Here is a 19,942-nt window from a genome sequence, read left to right on the forward strand (position 1 = left end):
ACTTTTACCGACACATCCAAGTCGGCACCATACTGCATGCTGCGCTTCCTACCTGATGCGTGTGGCTGCTTCTCACAGACCACGTTCTACCATCAGCCCGAAGCGCAGCACCTCATGACACCCGGAAAAGGAAATGGGACGCAAGCCGGATATCCCATCTGAGCCTAGGGATTATCTGTCCCGATTTGTTTCCGACACCTCGGGATTTGCCATATATCTACAGTTGACGCAGTTTGATGGGTTTAGCCTTTCAGCCGGATACGAGAATTATTGAGCTAACCGGGTTTCCTGCCAACCACGGGATTGAGGACAGATCAGGGATCCAGACCCAGCGGATCGGTGACCCGTGGCCATAGCTTCGGACTGGCCTTGCGATAGAGCGTTTTGGCCGGATCTGTAGGATAGGAGGTCGGAGCGGCGATGTAGACGATGTCCGACGCCACCGGTGCAAAGCCAGCGTGGAAATGGTTAGTCGATTTCACCAGAAGATAGGCCTTGTCGGCGAAATCGATGCCGAGATTGCTGAATATATCCGGCTCATAGGTCTGGCTGCGATTGCTGATCAGGATAATATCCGTATCCGATCCAACAGGACGGATAACAGCAACGCGACCAAGGCTGACGCGACTGTTGCGAAAACTCTGCCAACCCTGATCCAAAACGCGCATCACTGTGACGCGCAGGTCCAACGGCTCGCCCCCAAGCCCTGTAGATTTTCCACCGACGCGGATATCTAACTGCGCACCTTCACCGGCAGCATGACAGAACCCGACCGCGATCGGGTCCCAAAGAGTCGCTACCGCAAAGTTATGAAAATCACGCTCCAGCATCCGGCGCAGAATATGAGTGGCGTCTCCTGCCACCCCGCCACCGGGATTGTCCCACACATCTGCGATCACCACCGGCAATTGCGGTTGCTCTGCCCGCAAGGATAGGGCGTGGTCCAGCCCCGTTTCGGTATCGAACATCGGCATCGCGGTATCGTGGCGCATTGCGTAAAGTTCGTGGCCGAGTTGTCTGGCAAGCGCCTCTCCGGTCGGTTTATCGCCGTCGGTTACCACGACAATGCGGGTACCCATATCGGCGACATCGCCAGCCATGAACCCGTGAATGACCGAGATCGACAATACGCCGCCTTGTCCCTGCATCTTGCTCAATCGGTCGACGAATGACCGCATCGGCTCGCGGCTCGTCGGATAGATCGTGATCATCTGGCAATCGAATGTCGAAATCACCGGCCGGATCTGGCCGCGCAACGCCTTCAGGGACAATTCGACGACATGCTCGCCACGTTCTTCGAAATCGGTATGCGGAAACTCCAGAAAAGCCGCCATTAGATCCAGATTGCGGACGCGTTCGGCGGTCAAATGGCTATGCGGATCGAACTCGGCCGAGATCAGCACATCAGTGCCGACCAGATCACGGATACGTTGCAGCAGGTCGCCCTCGGGGTCATCATAGCCTTGGGCAACCATCGCGCCATGCAGGCCTAGTATCACGGCATCAACCGGCATCGCGGCTGTCAATTCCGCCAGAATCTGGTCACGCAAGGTTTCATAGGTCTGTCGTTGGATCAGGCCGGCGGGCTCGGCCCAGCATGAGGTTCCCTCGATCACCTCGAAACCTTCGATGCGGCCCCGACGACGCAGGATCGGGACCACCGACGAACATAGGGTAGGGGTATCGGGATGCTCGCCGGGTGGTGCGTAAAATCCCGCGTGAAAGGCCTGCAGGTCGGTGGGAACCGGTGAGAAGGTATTTGTTTCGGTTGCGAGCGACGCTGTAAAGATCCGCATCAGCAGCCAGTTAAGAGAGCATTAATGCTATAGGTCGAAAGCAATTGGTAACCGCTAGATGTCTGCTTGTTCTCACAGATCATGCGGAACGTTGTCGACCAGTCAACAAGTTTGAGTTTGCGAAACGAGAATTTCCGAAACTCAGTTGGCGCGGCTTGAGGCCTTTCCGCAAAGGCCTTGGCCGCGCCCGTCTAACGATTTATCCGGTAATCTTCATGCCGTTCGCCGCTTGGTAGGCTTGCACATAGCCACGGGCAATCGAGCGAACCGCCCGACCGATTTCGGAATAGGCGTCGTCGTTCAGGTTGGCAAAAGACACACGCGCCGACCAGTCGGGCGCCGCAAAGCCCGAGCCGTTCAGCAGCACGATGCCGTGATCCTCGGCCAACCGGAACGGAATATCGAGCGGGTGGATATTGGCCTTGACCCAATCGACGATATCCTCGTTCGCGTATTTCCGCAGCCAGAATGCAAAGTCGATTATGCCGTAGTAATAGTCGAAATAATGGCCGACATCGACCTCGACGCCCATTGCTTCGACAAGGTTGTTGAAGCGCTGTACGCAGATATTGATGCAAGCCTCTTGATAGATTTTGGCCTCATCCATCAATTCGACCAGACCGAACATCGTCATCATCGCTTGCTGGGGCAACGACAGCCCCGCCGTATGGTTCAGCGCGACATCGCGGCTATCGGCGACGATGCGGTCGATGAACTTCACCTTGCGCGGCTCGGGCGTCAGCGCAATGTAACGGGCATCAATGACCTTGAGCAGTTCCTCGGGATGGGACTGGATGCGCTCGTCGAATATGTTGTCCTGCGCGACCGAGATCACTCCCAGACGCCAACCGGTGCAGCCGAAATATTTCGAGAACGAATAGACCCCGATCGTATTGCGCGGCAGGTGACCCATGATCGATTCAAAATTGGGGACAAATGTGCCGTAAACATCGTCCGTCAGGATCATCAGGTCGGGGCGGCGGGTTTTGACGAAATTGACCAGACGACTGATCGCCTCGGACGTCATCGCCGTTGCCGAGGGGTTGCCGGGGTTCACAAGGAACAGCGCTTTGACCTTGGGATCCGCCAGTGTCTCGAAATCGAAATCCGTGAACTGGAACTTGTCCTCCTGCTCGGCGCTCATGCGGGTGACGTGCAGCCCGTAATCCTCAAGCTCGGGCATCTCGAGGTAAGGCGTGAAAATCGGAGTGCCCAAGGCAATCGTGTCGCCAGCATTCAGAAGTCTTTGATTTTTCAATGCCTTGAAAATGTAACACATCGCTGCGGTGCCGCCTTCGACCGGATAAAGGTCGAACTTCGCGTCCGGCCGGTGGCCCGCACACATCGCCCACATCAGATACTCATGCGTGATGATCTCGTTGTGATAAAGCGCCCGATCAGGAACCGGATAGTTGTCGCCGATAATCGAGTCGGTCAGTTCATGGACAAATGCATCGGGATTGAAGTCAAACTTCTTGATCGCGAATTCGACTGCATCAGCCAAGGTCTTGGCGGGAAGTTCGCCGTTCTCTTCTTCGTCCCAGCCCTTCGCGTTCGCGATCTGCTTTTTCGTCCACGCGACAAATCTGGCGTGACAGCCATCCCGCGGCGGCATGCCCGCGACACCCGCCTTGGGGTCGTCATAGCTGCGGCGCGCTTCGGTCAGCGCAAACTGTCCCAGCAGGAAATAGGCGCCTCGCGCCCTTGTCGCGATCCAGTTCGGGTTGCCTCGGCCGGCGTTCAGGAACAGTTTCGAGGATTTCTCGGCCCCTTTTCGGGCCAGCTTGATCAACTCATCCTTGATCTCGAACGGGCTGAGCACCGAGATGCTTTCGAAATATTGTCTGTCCATGTCTAACCTCATTGAAAGTGATGGCAGGTCATGTCGAGTCGTCAGAAGATGGCTTGTCGTCTGGTTATTCGAAACAGGTTAGCTCACGCCCCGTTGCCCACGCCATTCACCGCACCGTCGGAGCGACAATGCCGAGGCCCGTCACGGAACGCGGATTTTTCCGGTGTTGTCTAAGGAGCAAAGCCACCGCGCGATTGATCGGGAATAGGAAGTGCCGAGTTCTTCAATCCCTCGTCCATGCTGACGATGAAAGCTTGTGCTGCCGAAAGCAACAGACAAATCAGTAATAACGCGCGAATCCTTGCGCAGCGAGAATTGCCCGACGCCACATTGCATTCCCACGCTGTTTTTGTCCTATTGCCTCCGGACCTGAGTGACGGTTTCGGACTCGCTCAGGGGCTGACGTCCTTTGCAGACCGGCCGACCCGAAATGCCCGATCCGGACTATGGACGCGGATGAACCAGCGCCAACGTCCGACGTTGGGGTTTGTTGCTTTGCCAGTATCGCTGGATCACGATGCGGCGTCACGGCGCTAGTCGCATTCTTAAAGGCAGATAGCGCATCTCAAGACGAAGATATATCTAATCTTAGGTCACAATGATCGCTGAGCGATCAATCATTTTCATATTTTTAGTCTTTATAACAATACCATACGTCGTTTATCGCATGTTGTTACCGGAAATGATCGTCGTGCTTGCCCAGCCAACGCTCGCATGATCGCGGCTACAATGGCTGCATGCCACACCCCACATTGCCATCCCGAAGGCGGGCGATTGTGACGCATTGATTGTCGCAAATACCGTACGTTAAGGCACCCTGCGCTTAATTCAGTCGACGCAGTCGGGTCGGTTCATTCCCCGATCCTGAGCACGCTTGCTTTGACGCTTCCTATTCAGACCCTGGTGCCTGATCGGCACTGTGCAACATATCAGGAGATACGGGAATGAAACCAAAGTTGCTTCTCTTGGCTCCGGGCTTATGCCTGTCCGCTTTGCCAGCATTGGCAGATAATCTGACTTTCACCCATCCGTCCGGCGCGACCGCCACATTCTATGGCCAACTGAACTCGACCTATCAAAGGGTCGACGACGGAGAAAAATCCTATGACGATTTCGTCGATAACGGGAACTCGGGCAGCCGCCTCGGCTTCTGGATCGACGTTCCGATGGGAGCGAATACGCTTCGCTTCAACGTCGAAACCGCTTTGGGTCTGAAATCGACCTCGGACACCAGCCAGTACAATCATGGCGCTGATCTTGATTGGCGGCGGACGAGCCTGCGGAAATTCGAGGGGGTCTATTCGGGCAACTTCGGTGCAGTCTGGTTCGGCCAAGGCAGCATGGCGACCGATGGCGCGGCCGAAATCGACAATTCCGGTACCGGCATTGTCGGCTATGTCGGTCTTGCGGACGCCTCGGGTGGCTATGAGTTCCGGAACGGCTCGGCCTTGTCCGGCATCACGATTTCGGATGCGTTCAAGGATTTCGATGGCGATCGTCGCTTCCGTGTCCGTTATGACACCCCCGAGTTCTCGGGCTTCAAGGTTTCGGCCGCATATGGCGAAGAAATCCTCGCCGAGGATGACGATGCCAAATATTACGACGTTGCCTTGCGCTACAGCCTTGCAAACGACGTGGTCAAGCTTGACGCGGGTCTTGGCTATGCGTGGAAAGATGCCGAAGAAACGACCGAGCAAGTGATTGCTTCGGCTTCCATGATGCATGTTCCGACCGGATTGAACCTGACCGTTTCGGCGGGCGATCAGAAAGACGGTGGCAATTATGGCTATGTGAAAGCCGGTTGGAGCGGCGACGTCAACAATTATGGTAAAACTGCGCTGTCGGTGGATTACTATGATGGTTCGGATTACCAAATTGCCGACTCGGACTCCAAATCATGGGGCGTTCAGGCGGTTCAAAGCTTCGACGATCTGAATATGGATGCCTATATGGGCTATCGGAAATACGAGTTCGCCGACAATAGCGGTGCTGATTATCAGGACCTGAGTTCGCTGCTGGTCGGCGCGAACTGGAAGTTCTAAGGCCTACATATAATCCCGGTTGTCCGTTTAACCGGTCGCGTCTGAAAAGGAACGATCATGGGGGAGGCACCTTTGGACAACCGGGATCAGATAGATGCGCGGGTGACCGATCTGGTCATCCGTCTCATTTTGCTGGGACTGTTCATCGTGCTGGCGCTGACTCTGGTCCGGCCGTTCCTGCCTATTCTGGTCTGGGCCATGGTACTGGCAGTGGCCTTGGCCCCCATTCACACATGGCTTTCCAATTGCCTGAGGGGCAGACGCAAACTTGCGGCATTTATCCTGACCTTGGCCATGCTGGCGGTCGTCATCGGCCCCGTCGCCGCACTGGCCGCCAGTCTGGTCGAGTCGACCCATCGCCTGATATCCCATATCAATGGCGGCAATCTCAAACTCCCAACGCCACCGGAAAGCCTGTCTGCGCTTCCGCTGATCGGAGAGAAGATCGTCGCGCTCTGGTCACTGGCCACGACCAATCTCGAGGGGCTGGTCCTGCGCTTTCGCGAGGTGCTGGCTCCGCTGGGCAAGCATTTGCTATATCTGTTTTCGTCGATCGGCTTTGATCTGGTCAAGTTCATGGTCGCGATCATCGTGTCTGGTATTCTGGTCCTGAACGGTCCGGAACTTGCGATCTGGGGCCGTCGGATTGCGGCTCGCATAGTTGCCCCACGCGGAGAGAAATTTGTCGATCTGGCGACGGTCACGATCCGCAACGTATCGCGCGGAGTGGTTGGCGTTGCGCTGTTGCAATCGATCCTGATCAGCATCGTCCTGCAATTCGCGGGGGTCTCCAGCGCAGGATTGCTCGGCTTCATCATTCTGATCTTGTGCATCCTGCAAATCGGGCCGGGATTGGTCGTACTGCCCGTGCTGGTCTGGTGCTGGCTGACCATGCCGACTGCACACGCATTGCTTTTGACCTCTGTGCTTGTGCCGCTGACCTTCATGGATAACGTGCTGAAGCCCTTGCTTATGGCACGAGGACTTTCGACGCCGACGATCGTCATATTCATCGGCGTTATCGGAGGGACGTTGTCATTCGGCCTGATCGGCCTTTTTCTTGGTCCTGTCGTGTTGGCGGTCTTCTACGATCTGCTGCTGACATGGGTGATGCATCCGGTCGAGCCCCCGCCGCACATTACGCCCGGTACATCAGACAAAGCCCCGCCACAAGAGTGACGCCGCACCACGCGGGAAGTACCCGTCAGCTCGGCCAAGCCCGTTCCTACGCATTTCGTACGGTCTCCATCGCAATGGGAATGTCGGGCCGATCAAGACCTGCGCTCTTGCAACAATGCAGCGATGTAGCCGTAGCAGAACGCGAATGCGACGCCGCGTTCGTTCTCGCCCGATAGCTTTGGCGCGTGGTCGGGCATGACCATATACCGGTATCCGGTATCGCGCAGCGCATCCATAACCGCAGGCATGTCGATGTCTCCCTCGTCGGGCAGGGTCTCGCGGAATGAATAACGCCCACCTGCGATATTGCGGAAGTGGATGTTCATGATCTTACCTCGCTCGCCGAACCAACGGGTGATGGCAGGCACTTCGGAAACGTCTTCCAGCATCTCTCCCAAAGTGCCGATACAAAAATTCAGCCCGTGAACCGGACTTTCATACATTGAAACGAACCGCTTCATCCCTTCGACCGTCCCCAGAACGCGGGTCACACCCTTGTAACCGGGCGGAGTTGCAGGGTCATGCGGGTGGCAGGCCAGCCGGATATTGGCTGCCTCGGCGACAGGGACGACGCGGGACAGGAAATAGTCGATGCGGCTCCAGATAACCTCTTCGGCAATTTCACCTGCTGGTCCCGGTTCGGATTGATCCATCCGTTCCCAACGGAACGCCTCGGCCATCGCGCCACCTCGGCCCTGTTCATGCGGACTGCGGGGAATGCCGATATAGTTGAAATTATATTTCACCGACGGAATCCCGGCGGCAGCGCAATTTTCGATCAATCTGCAAATGCCGTCGATCTGCCGGTCACGCTCGGGTCCGGCCAACATGATATCGGGGCACAACGCGCGGTCCACCGGTACCGAGGCGAGCGGCAGCTGGATCATGTCCAAGGTCAATCCGAAGCTTTCGATATGCTCTCGGAATTGCGTCAGACGCCCCAGATCCCAATCTAGCCAGCTTCCTTTCGGGTCCGCGCAGATGTGGTCGACGCCCAGCTGCTTCATAACCCGGTAGTCATCGTCACCGCGCGCCGGAAGTTGGGTTCCGAGATACATCGTTTCCTCCCTGAAATGATTTTCCCCGCATAACGAGTGTGACCAGCGGGATGGCATGTCAAGTTGGTCGGGCTTTTCCACCGACAAGTCCGGTTGCGACGGCGTGGCGTTTGATTTTCATGCCCCGACCGGTGGCGTGCGTATCGCGCCCCAATTTTAGAGTTGTCCTGCCCGCTTTTCACACATCCTGCCGCGCTTCGCCTCGTTAACATTATGAAATTGGCCGGGTTACAACCTGCGTGCATAGCTGTTTTGCCGACAATGGGCCTGCTCATGCCGCACTGCAGCATCTATGTTGGTAGCGCAATCAAAAGGAGTACGAAGATGAACGGAGCAGCACTTGCAAGCCTTGGCCGCAGCCAGATCAAAGCGGCCCATAACGACAGCATCACGCGTCGGATCAAAGCCTATTTCGTTGGCCGCCGGATCGAGCGTCGCACGCTTGACGAACTTGGCATGACCACCGACCGCGAACTCGCCGATCTGGGTCTGAGCCGCTACGACGTTCGCCGTGTTGCAGAACTTGCCGGTCGCCAAGCTGCCGAGAAGTACCTCGCCGGCTGATCGTCCGGAACTGTGAATGGAGGCAGAACGCTTCCAATCAACCTGGCCCGCGCTTCGACATGAACCGCGGGCTGGTTGAACCAGATAGCGTCGCGGGGCGCCGGTATGATCCCCTTCCGCCATCGCCTGACCAGCCATTAATGTCTGCCCAAACATTAGCGCTGCAAATTTGCAGCAACATAAGCTGAACTGCAGCAATTCTGCGTTGCAACTTTTAATTCCTAACAATTATCTTTGCGCGGGATCGCGAAACCTCATGGAGTGAGATCTGCAACAGTGGAACTCACAATATGCCGGGTGCAACCTATTCTTCAGTCTCCGAACTGCCGGTCCTGATAGATCACATCGATCTTGAAGGTGCGGTCGTCGAGGTCAATCCGGCGCAATCGCAGTTTCTGGGCCTTCCCCCGGATGCGAAGAAATTGCCATCGCTTGGCGACATGTATTCCGCCGACTCGGTCGAGTTTTTGCTGGATATGCTGGGCGGAGAGGCCAAATCCCTGTCCTCGGTGCCGCTTTGGATGATTGACCGCGACGAAGTCGAACATCCGGTCGTAGCGACCATCAAGCGGACCGAAACGGGATGGCTCATCTATAAGCTGCCGCTCAGCGCACAGGCTCTTTCGCTACATGACGAAGTGGTCGAACGGGTGGAAATCCTGTCGGGCATGATCGGCGAAGCCCGCGAGGCCTATTGGTGCATCGAGTTCACCGAGCCGGTTGACGTCACACGACCCGAAGACGCTGTCATTGAACAAGTTTTCAACAATGCGGCTTCGTGGCGGGCCTGCAACCGCGCCATGGCCCAGCTATATTCGGTGCCGGATGGGTTGGATTTCAACGATCAGCCGGTCGCACGATATTTCCCTGATACCCCCGTCAACCGCGAGATGGTCCGCGACCTGATCCGCGCGGGTTATCGGTTGGATGGGGCCGTCGCAATCGACCAGCGCCACAATGGCGATGCCATTCTGGTGGAAAACGATTTCCGCGCGCGTATCTCGGACGGACATCTGGTGCGGCTCTGGGGCACGGTTCGCGACATCAGCGCAAATCGGGCGCGTGAGCAGGATCTGACCGACCGCGCCGACAAGATGCGCGATATTCTGGGCGCATTGCCCGATCCCGTTCTGCTGCTTTCGGCCGACGGTTTCGTGCTTGCGGCAAATCCGGCGGCGGATGAGGCGTTTTCCTCGGCCAATCTGCTTGGTCGTGCGTTTGACGATGTCGCGAAAACCTCGAGCGCCTTTCAAACGCTGCGGATCGCGGCTTTATCCCGCAACACCGACGAAATCGCGATGACCATGCCCGATGCCGAGGGCAGCCCAAAAGGCTGGCTTCTGCGTGTGGCATTCAGCGACGGGCCGGGTGGACAGCTTGTGGTGACGGCCCGGCCCCACCGCAGCCGCTCGCGCAAGGAAAGGGCGGTCGCATGAAATTCTATTCGCCGTCCGCGCCGAAGAATGGCAACGGGCGGGCGCGGCCTGCCTTCATCGACGGCTCGGAGTTTGCCCTGTTCCTGAACGGATTGCCGAACGCGACCGCCTTTCTGGAGCTCGACGGGCGGATCAGGCTGGTGAACGTCGCATTCGAGCGTTTGCTTTCGATCAGCAGGGCAGGGCTTCTGGGCACGGATCTGACCCGATATGGCCGGACCGGCGACGATCTGTTGCAGGGAGTCGCCACCGCGTTGACCCGTCTGCAAAGATTCGAAGGGCGCGGCAAGGTCGCGGGTCAGGCGAATGTCAGCGGTATGCTGTCGATCCTACGCTCTGCCGAAGGTACGCCATATGGCGCGCTTCTGGTCCTGACACCCGCCGATCTTGCGACGGGCAATTCGGGCGGAACTTTTCGTTTTCTGGCCGAGGAGCGGGCCGCAATCGGGTCGGATCATGTCGCCTCTCCGGCGCATACCGATGCCGAACGTCGCGCGAGAAAAGCCTTGGCCGAGGGCTTCCCGCTTCTGGTTGCTGGTGAAACCGGCACGGGGAAGACGGCTTTCATCCGCCGCCTAGCAGGCAGCGCATCGGATCGCCCTTTGGTCCACGTCATTTGCGGCAGCCTGACCGAAGCCAACTTTACCACTGAAATGCTGGGCCAGGACGGCCCTACTGGTCGCAGGCAAGGTCTGGTCGAAGCGGCGTCCAAAGGGACATTGTTTCTGGATCACATCGACGACCTTGCGCCGGCATTGCAGGCCCGCTTGCTCGCCGTGCTGGAAAACGCACCCGAACTCGGCGGAGCGCGTCTGGTCAGCGCGGCCAGCTGCGACCTGGGGGCTCTGGTGGCCAAAGGTGGGTTCAGGGCCGATCTGTTTTACCGGATCGCAGCGGTCAAGGTGACATTGCCGTCGTTGCGGGACGAGCCCGACATGATCTCTGCCCTGACCGATGGCCTTCTGGCACGGATCAACCGTCGCCGCAGTCCGGCGCTATCGCTATCTCCGGCATTCCGCCAGCAACTGCTCAACTATGATTTCCCCGGCAATATCCGCGAGTTGGAAAACATTCTGGCCCATGCCTCTGCTTCCGCCGAACGGCAGGCCACCAGCGAGGATTTCGTCACGCCTCCGGGCTTGCCCATCCAGCCCTCGGACGGAGATTTGCGCAGTCAGGTGCAATCCTTCGAGGATGCGGTGATCCGCGAAGCCCTAAGTCACCACAAAAGCAAAAGAAGCGCCGCCAAGGCGCTCGGAATAGATGTCGCGACCCTAATCCGGAAAACCGGAAGATCGCGCACAACCAACACCGACAAGGAGTAAACATATGCTGAAATCCAAGGCCTTGCACCATCTCGTGCTTGGCAGCACGATCCTGTCCTGCATGGCGGGCGCGATCCAGGCTTCCGAATTGAACCTGCTCACCTGGGAAGGTTATGCCACGCCCGAGATCACCGGCCCCTTCGAGGCCGCGACAAGCTGCAAGGTCACCGCGACCTATGTCGGCTCGAACGACGACTTCGCGCCGAAGCTGGCAGCGGGCGGCGGGGTCTATGACATCGTTGTGCCGTCGCTCGATGCGGTTCCTGTCCTGCAACAGGCCGGTTTCGTCCAGCCCATCGAGACTGCGAAGGTGACGGGATTCGACACGATCTATCCCGAGTTCTCTAAGGCGGCCTCGCTGAACGCGGATGGCTCGGTCTGGGGCGTTCCCCTGATCTGGGGTTCTGTGTCGCTGCTGTACCGACCCGACAAGATCCAGGGCACGCCAGATTCCATCGGCATCCTTTTCGATCCGGCCTATACGGGCAAGATCTCGATGTGGGACGATAAATCGTCGATCTATTGGGCGGCCCGCTATCTCGGCTACAACAACATCTATGACCTCAGCGACGAACAGCTCGACGCCGTCAAGGCCAAGCTGATCGAGCAGAAGCCGCTGGTCCGCAAGTACTGGACCTCGGCAGGCGAGTTGACCGAACTTATGGCAAATGACGAGGTCTACGCCTCGAACACTTGGACAGGCCTGACCAGCAAGGACGTGAACGCGCTGAAAAAGGGCTTCGAGGTCGTCGAGTTCTCGCCCAAGGAAAAATCCGAGGGCTGGATGGATTCGATGATGCTGGTCAAGGACACCCCGAACGAGGATTGCGCCTACAAGTTCATGGCCTATATGCAAGCCGCCGAGGGTCAATGCGCGATCGCGGCTGCGACCGGGTACTTTCCGGTCAACCCCGCCGCAGTGGCGGGCTGCATGGACGACGCCATGAAAAAAGACCGTCAGGTTGGCAACATCGACTTCGTGAAAAGTCTGATCATGTGGGAACAACCCGCGCGCCTCGACAAGTATATCGAGGTCTGGAACGCGGTGAAGGCCGCTCCGTAACCGGCCCGCACCGTCTTCCCCGGCGGATCGGTTACTGCCGGGGAAGTCCCGAACTCAATATTCCAAGGACTGCGCATGGCTGCCCGACCCATCGTGACGCTGGACGGCGTCACCAAAAACTATGGCACTTTCCGGGCGCTCGAGCGCACCGACCTGACCCTTGCCGAGGGCGAATTCGTGACGCTTCTCGGACCCTCGGGTTGCGGCAAGACCACGACGCTGCGCCTGATCGGCGGTTTTGAACATGCGACCTCGGGCCGGATCCAGATCGACGGTCGGGACATGACCGAATCCGCCGCCTATCTGCGGCCCGTAAACACCGTTTTTCAGGACTACGCGCTGTTTCCGCACATGACCGTGGCCGAAAACATCGCCTACGGGTTGAACCGGCGCGATCCCACGGTCGCCGGGCAGGTTAGTGACGCGCTCGACCTTGTCGGTCTGGGCGCATTGCGCGACCGCAATCCGCACCAGCTTTCGGGCGGCCAGAAACAACGCGTCGCCATGGCGCGCGCCATCGTGCGCCGTCCGCGCGTCCTGCTGCTGGACGAACCCCTGTCCGCGCTGGATGTGAAGCTGCGCGAGGGGATGCAGATCGAACTCAAGCGCATCCACCGAGAATTGGGCATCGCCTTCCTGATGGTGACCCACGATCAGGGCGAGGCGATGAGCATGTCGGATCGCATCGTCGTCATGCAGTCGGGCAAGATCAGGCAGATCGGGCGCCCAGAGGAACTTTATGACGCTCCGGCAAGCCCTTACGTCGCAGACTTCATCGGCGGCAGCAACCTGATCGACGCCACGCATGTCACCCGCGACGGCGAATTGCACCGGATCGAGCTGGCCGGAGGCATCCGGTTGCAAGGCATCGCGCGTGACGGTCGGGGATTTGCGACTGGTGCGCCACTGGTCGCGGCCCTGCGCCCCGAGGCGCTGCGCCTTGGGCCTGGCGAAAACACCATTCCTTGCCGGATCACCGAGGTCAATTTTCAGGGCGACCGCATCAGGTTGGAGGTCATACCGACAGGCAGCTCCGCGCGGCTGTCCGTTCAGGTCCAGCGCGTCGGCCTGACAGGCGGCGAAAAACTTACCCATGGCGCTGATGTCACGCTGTCGATCGCGCCCAAAGACGTGATGCTGTTCCCTGCGGAGGCATCATGAAGCTGGACCGCCGCAACGCGCCGGGCTTTCTGGCGCTGTTCTCGCTGCCTTTGATCTGGAGCCTGTTGCTGCTGATCGTGCCCTATCTGATCATGATCTCGGTAGGCTTTTGGCTGCGTAAATACCCGACCTTCGTGCCGGATTTCCAGTTCGCGAATTACGCCCAGATCTTCACCGATCCGCAATATATCGGGGTCATCCTGCGCACGGCCAAGATTGCCGCCTGCGTCACGGTGCTGGCGACCATTCTGGGCTATCCGCTGGCCTATCTGCTGGCCTTCACGGTCCGCTCTCCGGGTTTACGCAACCTGATGTATCTGATGGTGATCGTGCCGCTTTGGGTGTCCTACCTGCTGCGGGCATATACCTGGAAAACGATCCTTGGCACCAACGGAGTTCTGAACTCGTTCCTTCAATCGCTGGGCCTGATTGACGCGCCTTTGGATATTTTTCTTTATAACCAGACCGCTATGGTCATTACTTTAACCTATATCTTCATTCCTTTCATGGTCATGCCGATCTTTTCGTCGCTGGAAAACATTCCGCGCAACCTGATCGAGGCATCCGAGGATCTGGGCATCGGCCCGTTCGGCACTTTCCTGAAGGTCGTGCTGCCCTTGTCGTGGGGCGGGATTCTGGCGGGCGCGACGGTGACCTTCTGCCTGACCTTCGGCGATTTCGTCGCCCCCGTTCTGGTCGGAGGACCGGACGGCACCATGATCGCGAACGTGCTGCAAAACCAGTTCGGAGCCGCGCTGAACTGGCCGCTTGGATCGGCCTTGGCCACGCTGGTGCTGCTGTTGGTGATGGCGATCCTGTGGCTTTCCTCGCGCCTTGACCGGACCGCGCGGATCACCCTGTAACCATAGGAAGACGGAAATGAACAAACTTCTCCTGTGGCAGAAAGGGCTGGTCGGCTTCGCGGTTGCCGTACTGCTGTTCCTGTATCTGCCGATCGTCGTGCTGGTCATGTTCTCGTTCAACGACAGCAAGGTCACATCCTTTCCGCTGTCGGGCTTCACATGGCACTGGTATCAACGGGTTCTGGCCAATTCCCAGATGCTGACAGCCTTGGGCAACAGCCTTTATGTGGCGCTGTTCGCGACGCTCATCTCGGTCGTAGTGGGCGTGCTAGCGGCGCTGGCACTGCACCGCTATGACTTTCCGGGCAAACGGCTGTTCCAGAACACCCTGATCCTGCCGCTCAGCCTGCCGGGGATCGTGACCGGCATCGCCATGCTGAACTTTTACAAGCAGATCGGCATTCCCCAAAGCCTCGGCGCAGTCATCATCGGCCATGCCACCGCGCTGATGGGGATTGTCGTCTCGCAGGTTCTGGCCCGTCTGGAGCGTCTGAACCCGCGCCTGCTGGAAGCCTCGGCGGATCTGGGCGTGCGCCCCATCGCGACCTTCTGGATGGTAACGCTGCCATCCATCCGCAGCTCCGTGATCGGCTCGGCGCTTTTATGTTTCACGCTGTCCTTTGACGAGATTCCGGTCACTTATTTCCTGACCGGTCGCGACGTGACGCTGCCGATCTACATCTATTCGACCCTGCGGCGCGGCATCACCCCCGAGATCAACGCCATCGGCACTATGATCGTCGCGGCCTCGATCCTCATCATCATCTTCTCGGTTCGCCTGCTGCGCGACCGGAACCAGTAATACTACAAGGGAGAACCTGACAATGACCGAATACAGCCGCGATTTCTGGCACGCCCGCGCCGCCAAGCTGAAGCTGCGCACCCAGCATTTCATTGACGGCGCCTACGTCCCGTCCGCCGACGGACGCGTGTTCGAGACGATCAACCCCGCCACCGGCCAGCCGCTTGCCACCGTCGCCCGTGGTGGCCAGGCCGAGATCGACCGCGCCGTCGCCGTCGCCCGCAAGACCTTCCGCTCGGGCGCGTGGTCGCGCATGGCACCGCGCGACCGTCTGGCCGTGCTCGAGAAATTCTCGGCCCTGATCGCCGCCAATGCCGAGGAATTCGCCGTCCTCGACAGCCTCGACATGGGCAAGCCGGTGTCGGACATGCTGCATATCGACGTGCCCGGATCGGTCATGTCGCTGAAATATTTCGCCGAAACCGCCGACAAGATCGAAGGCACCGTGACGGCGACCGATCCTTCTGCGCTGCATTACATCCTGCGCCAGCCTTTGGGTGTCGTCGGCATCATCACCCCGTGGAACTATCCGCTGATGATGGCAGCGTGGAAACTGGGTCCGGCGCTGGTCACCGGCAACTCGGTCGTGCTGAAACCTGCCGAGCAATCGCCCTTGTCGGCGGGTCTACTGGCGGAACTGTTCATCGAGGCAGGCGGCCTCGCGGGCGTGCTTAACGTCGTTCATGGTCTGGGCGAGGAAGCAGGCAAGGCACTGGCCCTGCATATGGATGTGGACAAAATCGCCTTCACCGGCTCGACGGAAGTCGGCAAGCTCTTGATGATCTATGCCGGTCAGTCGAACATGAAGCGCGTCTCGACCGAATGCGGCGGCAAGACCCCGCAGATCGTTCTGGGCGATTGGGACGATCTGGACACCGTCGCGACCTATGCGGTGAACGGTATCTATGGCAACCAAGGCGAGGTCTGCAACGCCGGTTCGCGCATCCTTGTCGAGCGCAGCCTGCATGATGCGTTTGTCGAGAAATTCACCGAAATCACCAAGCAGAACTTTGTTTTGGGCGACCCGCTGGACCCCTCGACCACGATGGGCCCGCTGGTCACCGCCGAGCATCGCGATCGCGTCATGGGCTTTATCACCAAAGGTAAAACCGAGGGCGCGCGACTGGCGTTCGGCGGCGGCGCGCCTTCGCATCTGTCGGCTGGGGCCTTTGTCGAACCCACGCTGTTCACCGGCGTGAATGGCGGCATGACCATCGCGCGCGAGGAAATCTTTGGCCCCGTTGCCACGATCCTGTCGGTGGATGGGCTGGATGATGCGCTGGCGATTGCGAATGACTCGATTTACGGCCTAGCGGCCTCGGTCTGGACCCGCGACCTGACCAAGGCGCACCGCTTTGCGCAGGAAATGGAAGCGGGCGTTTGCTGGGTCAATTGCTTCGACCATGGCGACATGACCTCGATCTGGGGCGGCTACAAACAGACCGGCAATGGCCGCGACAAATGCCTTGAGGCGCTGACCCAATATACCCAGACCAAATCCGTCTGGATCAATCTGGGCTGACCTGATCCGCTCCTTGGCCCGCCGCAGGCATATGATCTGCGGCGGGCAATCCGCTGGTCCGTCACGCCGTTTGGCGCTTGCCAGAACATTTTCCAGCCACTAAAGCCGCCTTGTCGGTTTCCGCAAGGAATTGAAAGGGAATCCGTCGGGGTATCGCTGCCTCGAACCGGAACTGCCCCCGCAACTGTAGGCGACGAGCAGGATACGAATAAGCCACTGTGGCACCGCCATGGGAAGGTCGTATCCCGCGTTGACTCGCCAGTCAGGAGACCTGCCGACGCATGTAACCAAGCGTACCGGACGGGGTGTCCGGGGAGGTGGCTGATGTTTCTCGCTGACATTCCTGTCAGGCGTATCGTGAGATTCCGTGGCGGGGGCATTGATCCCGGCGGGGCATTTTCATGGCCAATTCACCCGAATTCCGGTCGCGACAAGATCGGAGATCGTGGATGTTCCTGAAACCTGTACTTGCTGCTGTTCTGATGGTCTGGGGCGGCACGCCGCCCGCTGCTGCCGATACGGCTTATCCGCTTACCTTGTCGAATTGCGGTGTTGAGCTGAGCTTTGACAGGGCGCCCGAAAGTGCTGTGACCGTCGGTCAGGCCGCGACCGAAATCCTGTATTCCTTGGGTTTGGGTGACAGTATCAAGGGTACTTCGGTGTGGTTTTCCGAAGTTTTGCCGCAGTTCAAGGACGTCAATGACGGGATCGAGCGGCTAGCCGATAATGACCCCAGTTTCGAAAGCGTGGTCGCCAAGCGGCCTGATCTGGTTACGGCACAATATGAGTGGCATGTTGGCCCGCAAGGCATTGTCGCCACGCGACAGCAATTCGCCGATCTCGGGATCGCGAGCTACATCCTGCCGTCGGACTGTGTCGGCAAGGATAACGCATCCGGCTCGGACGGGACGCGGACGGCGATGTATACGATGGACAGCATCTATCGCGGAGTAAACGAACTGGCCCGGATCTTTGACGTCCCGCATCAAGGCGAGACGTTGGTGGCAGACCTTCGGCAGCGCGAAGCCGGGGCAATCGCCAAGGCGAGGGGGCTGGACCTCAGGGACGCCTCGGCGGTGTTCTGGTTTTCATCGGCCGAGATCAGGACAGACCCCTTTGTCGCCGGGCGCAAAGGACCGCCGGGCTATATGATGCAGGCACTGGGGCTGAAAAACGTGGTGGATAGCGACGAGGAATGGCCCGTCGTCAGTTGGGAGACAATCGCCCGCGCCAATCCCTCGGTAATCGTGATCGCCAAGATGGATCGTCGCCGGTTCGCTGCGGATGATTACCGCACGAAGCTCGAATTCCTGCAATCCGATCCGGTCACGCGCCAGATGGATGCGGTGAAGAACAACCGTATCGTGATCCTCGATGCCCATGCAATGGACCCCTCGATCCGCAATGTCGCGGCACTTGAGACCTTGGCCGAAGCCCTGCCGGAATTTGGCCTCGAATGACATTGGCGACCGCCCCTGGCGTCATTGCGCGCCCGAACCGCAGATTGTTCTGCTATGGTTTCGGCGGGATAGCTATACTGCTTCTGGCGGTTTTTGCCGGTGTCGTCTTGGGCGAAACGCCTTTGCCGCTGTCTCGGGTAGCGAATGTGCTGGCGCATCGGATCGGGGGCGCGGCGCTGGCTGCCGACCCGATTGATGCGGGGATCATCTGGAACTACCGGATGCCCCGAACGCTGGTTGCTGCGGCCTGTGGCGCGGGTCTGGCCCTGTCGGGGCTGGTGCTGCAATCGCTTGTGCGCAATGCGCTAGCCGACCCGTATCTGCTAGGGGTTTCGGCCGGCGCCTCGACCGGAGCAGTCGCCGTGACGATCATGGGCATCGGCGGCGGAGCGATCGGCATCTCGGCCGGAGCATTCTTAGGTGCAGCGCTTGCCTTCGGTCTGGTCGCGTTCCTTGCGCGGGCGGCGGGCGGCGGATCGTCCCAACTGGTGCTGGCAGGAATTGCGGGCTCACAGCTTTTCAATGCAATGACCAGCTTTTTCATCGCGAAATCGGCCAATGCCGAGCAAGCACGGGGGATCATGTTCTGGCTGCTCGGCAACCTTTCCGGCGTGCGCTGGCCCGATGTGGCGCTTGCTGGACCAACCGCTATACTCGGCTTGCTGATCTGCTTTTGGCATGTCCGCGCCATGGACGCGTTCAGCTTTGGAGCATCGTCTGCGGCTTCATTGGGTGTCCCCGTCCGACGCGTGACTGCGGCGCTGATCGGCGCCGTGACCTTGATGACTGCGGTCATGGTCAGTCTGGTCGGGGCGATCGGTTTCGTGGGACTAGTGATCCCGCACGCCATGCGCTTCCTTGTCGGAGCACGGCACGCTGCCCTTGTTCCAGCCTCGGCTTTGGCCGGTGCGGTATTCATGATCGCCGCCGATATCGCATCGCGCATGATGATCTCTGGTCAGGTCGTGCCCATCGGCGTTGTCACCGCGCTGGTTGGCGCGCCAGGTTTTGCCGCGATCCTGATCCATAGAAGAAGGCTGCCATGAGGCTGGTTGCGACAAAACTTGGCCTGCGCGTTCAGGGCCGTACGATTGTGGATGACGTCGATCTCGACATCCCGGCCGGCGAGACCTTCGGATTGGTCGGACCGAACGGCTCGGGCAAATCAACGTTGCTGCGCTTGCTGGCCGGTCTATGTCGTCGTGGGACAGGACAGGTTCAGCTGGACGGAGTCGCGATTAGCTCCTTGTCACGCCGCGAGGTCGCCCGCCGCCTGGCATTCGTCGAACAGCAGACGGAAACCTCGGACGCCCTGACCGCGCGGAACGTGGTCGAACTGGGGCGCACCCCCTGGATCAATGCCTTGAGCCCTTTCGGTTCGGAAAACGTCCGCATCGTCGATCAAGCGATGCAGGCGGTGGGTATGGAGGGTATGGGGGCCTGCCCGTGGTCGACCTTATCGGGCGGAGAGCGACAGCGGCTGCAAATCGCCCGTGCCTTGGCGCAAGATCCGCAGATCCTGCTGTTGGACGAGCCGACCAACCATCTGGACATTCATCATCAGTTGTCTCTTTTGCGGCTGGTCTCGCGTTTGCCGATGACGGTCGTGATGGCACTGCACGACCTGAATCAGGCGATGGGTTGCGACAGGGTGGGCGTCATGTCCGAAGGACGAATGGTCGCTTGCGGCCCCCCCGCAGACGTTCTGACACCAGACAGGCTGGGCCGGATTTTCCGCGTTCGCGGCTCGACGCTGTACGATCCGCAGGATGGCGCGACATTGTTCAGGTTCCACAATCTTGATGAGACACATTAAGCC

16 protein-coding genes and 1 riboswitch are annotated in these 19,942 nt (G+C 59.1%); of the genes, 13 read left to right on the forward strand and 3 right to left on the reverse strand.

Annotation, left to right across the window (positions count from 1 at the left end; all coding sequences use genetic code 11):
* Positions 1-314: 314 nt before the first annotated feature.
* Entirely contained in the window at positions 315-1,796 is a 1,482-nt protein-coding gene (locus GL286_RS18690; protein WP_155097096.1) for a M81 family metallopeptidase, read from the reverse strand.
* Positions 1,797-1,995: 199 nt separating this feature from the next.
* Complete coding sequence (locus GL286_RS18695) at positions 1,996-3,648, reverse strand: bifunctional aspartate transaminase/aspartate 4-decarboxylase (protein ID WP_155097097.1); 1,653 nt, start codon at positions 3,646-3,648, stop codon at positions 1,996-1,998.
* Between the two features lie 944 nt (positions 3,649-4,592).
* Here GL286_RS18695 and GL286_RS18700 point away from each other — a divergent pair.
* The gene (locus GL286_RS18700; protein WP_155097098.1) at positions 4,593-5,690 is read left to right on the forward strand and encodes a porin; all 1,098 of its coding nucleotides are present in this window, start codon (positions 4,593-4,595) and stop codon (positions 5,688-5,690) included.
* Positions 5,691-5,762: 72 nt separating this feature from the next.
* On the forward strand, positions 5,763-6,869 hold the full coding sequence (locus GL286_RS18705; protein ID WP_211596422.1) for an AI-2E family transporter: 1,107 nt from the start codon (positions 5,763-5,765) through the stop codon (positions 6,867-6,869).
* A gap of 92 nt (positions 6,870-6,961) precedes the next feature.
* Here the strand turns inward: GL286_RS18705 and GL286_RS18710 are convergent, their stop codons facing one another.
* The gene (locus tag GL286_RS18710; RefSeq protein ID WP_155097100.1) at positions 6,962-7,927 is read right to left on the reverse strand and encodes a mannonate dehydratase; all 966 of its coding nucleotides are present in this window, start codon (positions 7,925-7,927) and stop codon (positions 6,962-6,964) included.
* 324 nt (positions 7,928-8,251) lie between these two features.
* Here GL286_RS18710 and GL286_RS18715 point away from each other — a divergent pair, with 324 nt between their 5' ends.
* From GL286_RS18715 to GL286_RS18765, 11 genes are all read left to right on the forward strand, one after another.
* Complete coding sequence (locus tag GL286_RS18715) at positions 8,252-8,491, forward strand: DUF1127 domain-containing protein (RefSeq protein ID WP_155097101.1); 240 nt, start codon at positions 8,252-8,254, stop codon at positions 8,489-8,491.
* A gap of 290 nt (positions 8,492-8,781) precedes the next feature.
* Entirely contained in the window at positions 8,782-9,927 is a 1,146-nt protein-coding gene (locus GL286_RS18720) for a PAS domain-containing protein (protein WP_155097102.1), read from the forward strand.
* Entirely contained in the window at positions 9,924-11,252 is a 1,329-nt protein-coding gene (locus tag GL286_RS18725) for a sigma-54-dependent Fis family transcriptional regulator (RefSeq protein ID WP_155097103.1), read from the forward strand. Before GL286_RS18720 ends, GL286_RS18725 begins: the two co-directional genes overlap by 4 nt.
* Positions 11,253-11,256: 4 nt before the next feature.
* Positions 11,257-12,315: an ABC transporter substrate-binding protein gene (locus GL286_RS18730; RefSeq protein ID WP_246185027.1), complete on the forward strand. Its 1,059-nt coding sequence runs from the start codon at positions 11,257-11,259 to the stop codon at positions 12,313-12,315.
* Positions 12,316-12,390: 75 nt separating this feature from the next.
* Positions 12,391-13,476, forward strand: coding sequence for an ABC transporter ATP-binding protein (locus tag GL286_RS18735; RefSeq protein ID WP_155097104.1), 1,086 nt, complete (start codon positions 12,391-12,393; stop codon positions 13,474-13,476).
* Positions 13,473-14,339 carry an ABC transporter permease gene (locus GL286_RS18740; RefSeq protein ID WP_155097105.1) on the forward strand — a complete coding sequence of 289 codons (867 nt, stop codon included), beginning with the start codon at positions 13,473-13,475 and terminating at the stop codon, positions 14,337-14,339. The genes GL286_RS18735 and GL286_RS18740 overlap by 4 nt, the downstream gene beginning before the upstream one ends.
* Positions 14,340-14,355: 16 nt before the next feature.
* The gene (locus GL286_RS18745; RefSeq protein ID WP_155097106.1) at positions 14,356-15,141 is read left to right on the forward strand and encodes an ABC transporter permease; all 786 of its coding nucleotides are present in this window, start codon (positions 14,356-14,358) and stop codon (positions 15,139-15,141) included.
* A 22-nt stretch (positions 15,142-15,163) separates the two neighbouring features.
* The gene (locus GL286_RS18750) at positions 15,164-16,663 is read left to right on the forward strand and encodes an aldehyde dehydrogenase (RefSeq protein WP_155097107.1); all 1,500 of its coding nucleotides are present in this window, start codon (positions 15,164-15,166) and stop codon (positions 16,661-16,663) included.
* 97 nt (positions 16,664-16,760) lie between these two features.
* Positions 16,761-16,956, forward strand: a riboswitch (cobalamin riboswitch).
* 156 nt (positions 16,957-17,112) lie between these two features.
* Positions 17,113-18,123, forward strand: coding sequence for an ABC transporter substrate-binding protein (locus tag GL286_RS18755; protein ID WP_155097108.1), 1,011 nt, complete (start codon positions 17,113-17,115; stop codon positions 18,121-18,123).
* Positions 18,120-19,169: a FecCD family ABC transporter permease gene (locus tag GL286_RS18760; protein WP_155097109.1), complete on the forward strand. Its 1,050-nt coding sequence runs from the start codon at positions 18,120-18,122 to the stop codon at positions 19,167-19,169. Before GL286_RS18755 ends, GL286_RS18760 begins: the two co-directional genes overlap by 4 nt.
* Positions 19,166-19,939 carry an ABC transporter ATP-binding protein gene (locus GL286_RS18765; RefSeq protein ID WP_155097110.1) on the forward strand — a complete coding sequence of 258 codons (774 nt, stop codon included), beginning with the start codon at positions 19,166-19,168 and terminating at the stop codon, positions 19,937-19,939. The genes GL286_RS18760 and GL286_RS18765 overlap by 4 nt, the downstream gene beginning before the upstream one ends.
* Positions 19,940-19,942 lie beyond the last annotated feature (3 nt).

Origin of the sequence: Paracoccus aestuariivivens, from assembly GCF_009711225.1 — a bacterium.
GTDB classification, from domain to species: domain Bacteria; phylum Pseudomonadota; class Alphaproteobacteria; order Rhodobacterales; family Rhodobacteraceae; genus Paracoccus; species Paracoccus aestuariivivens.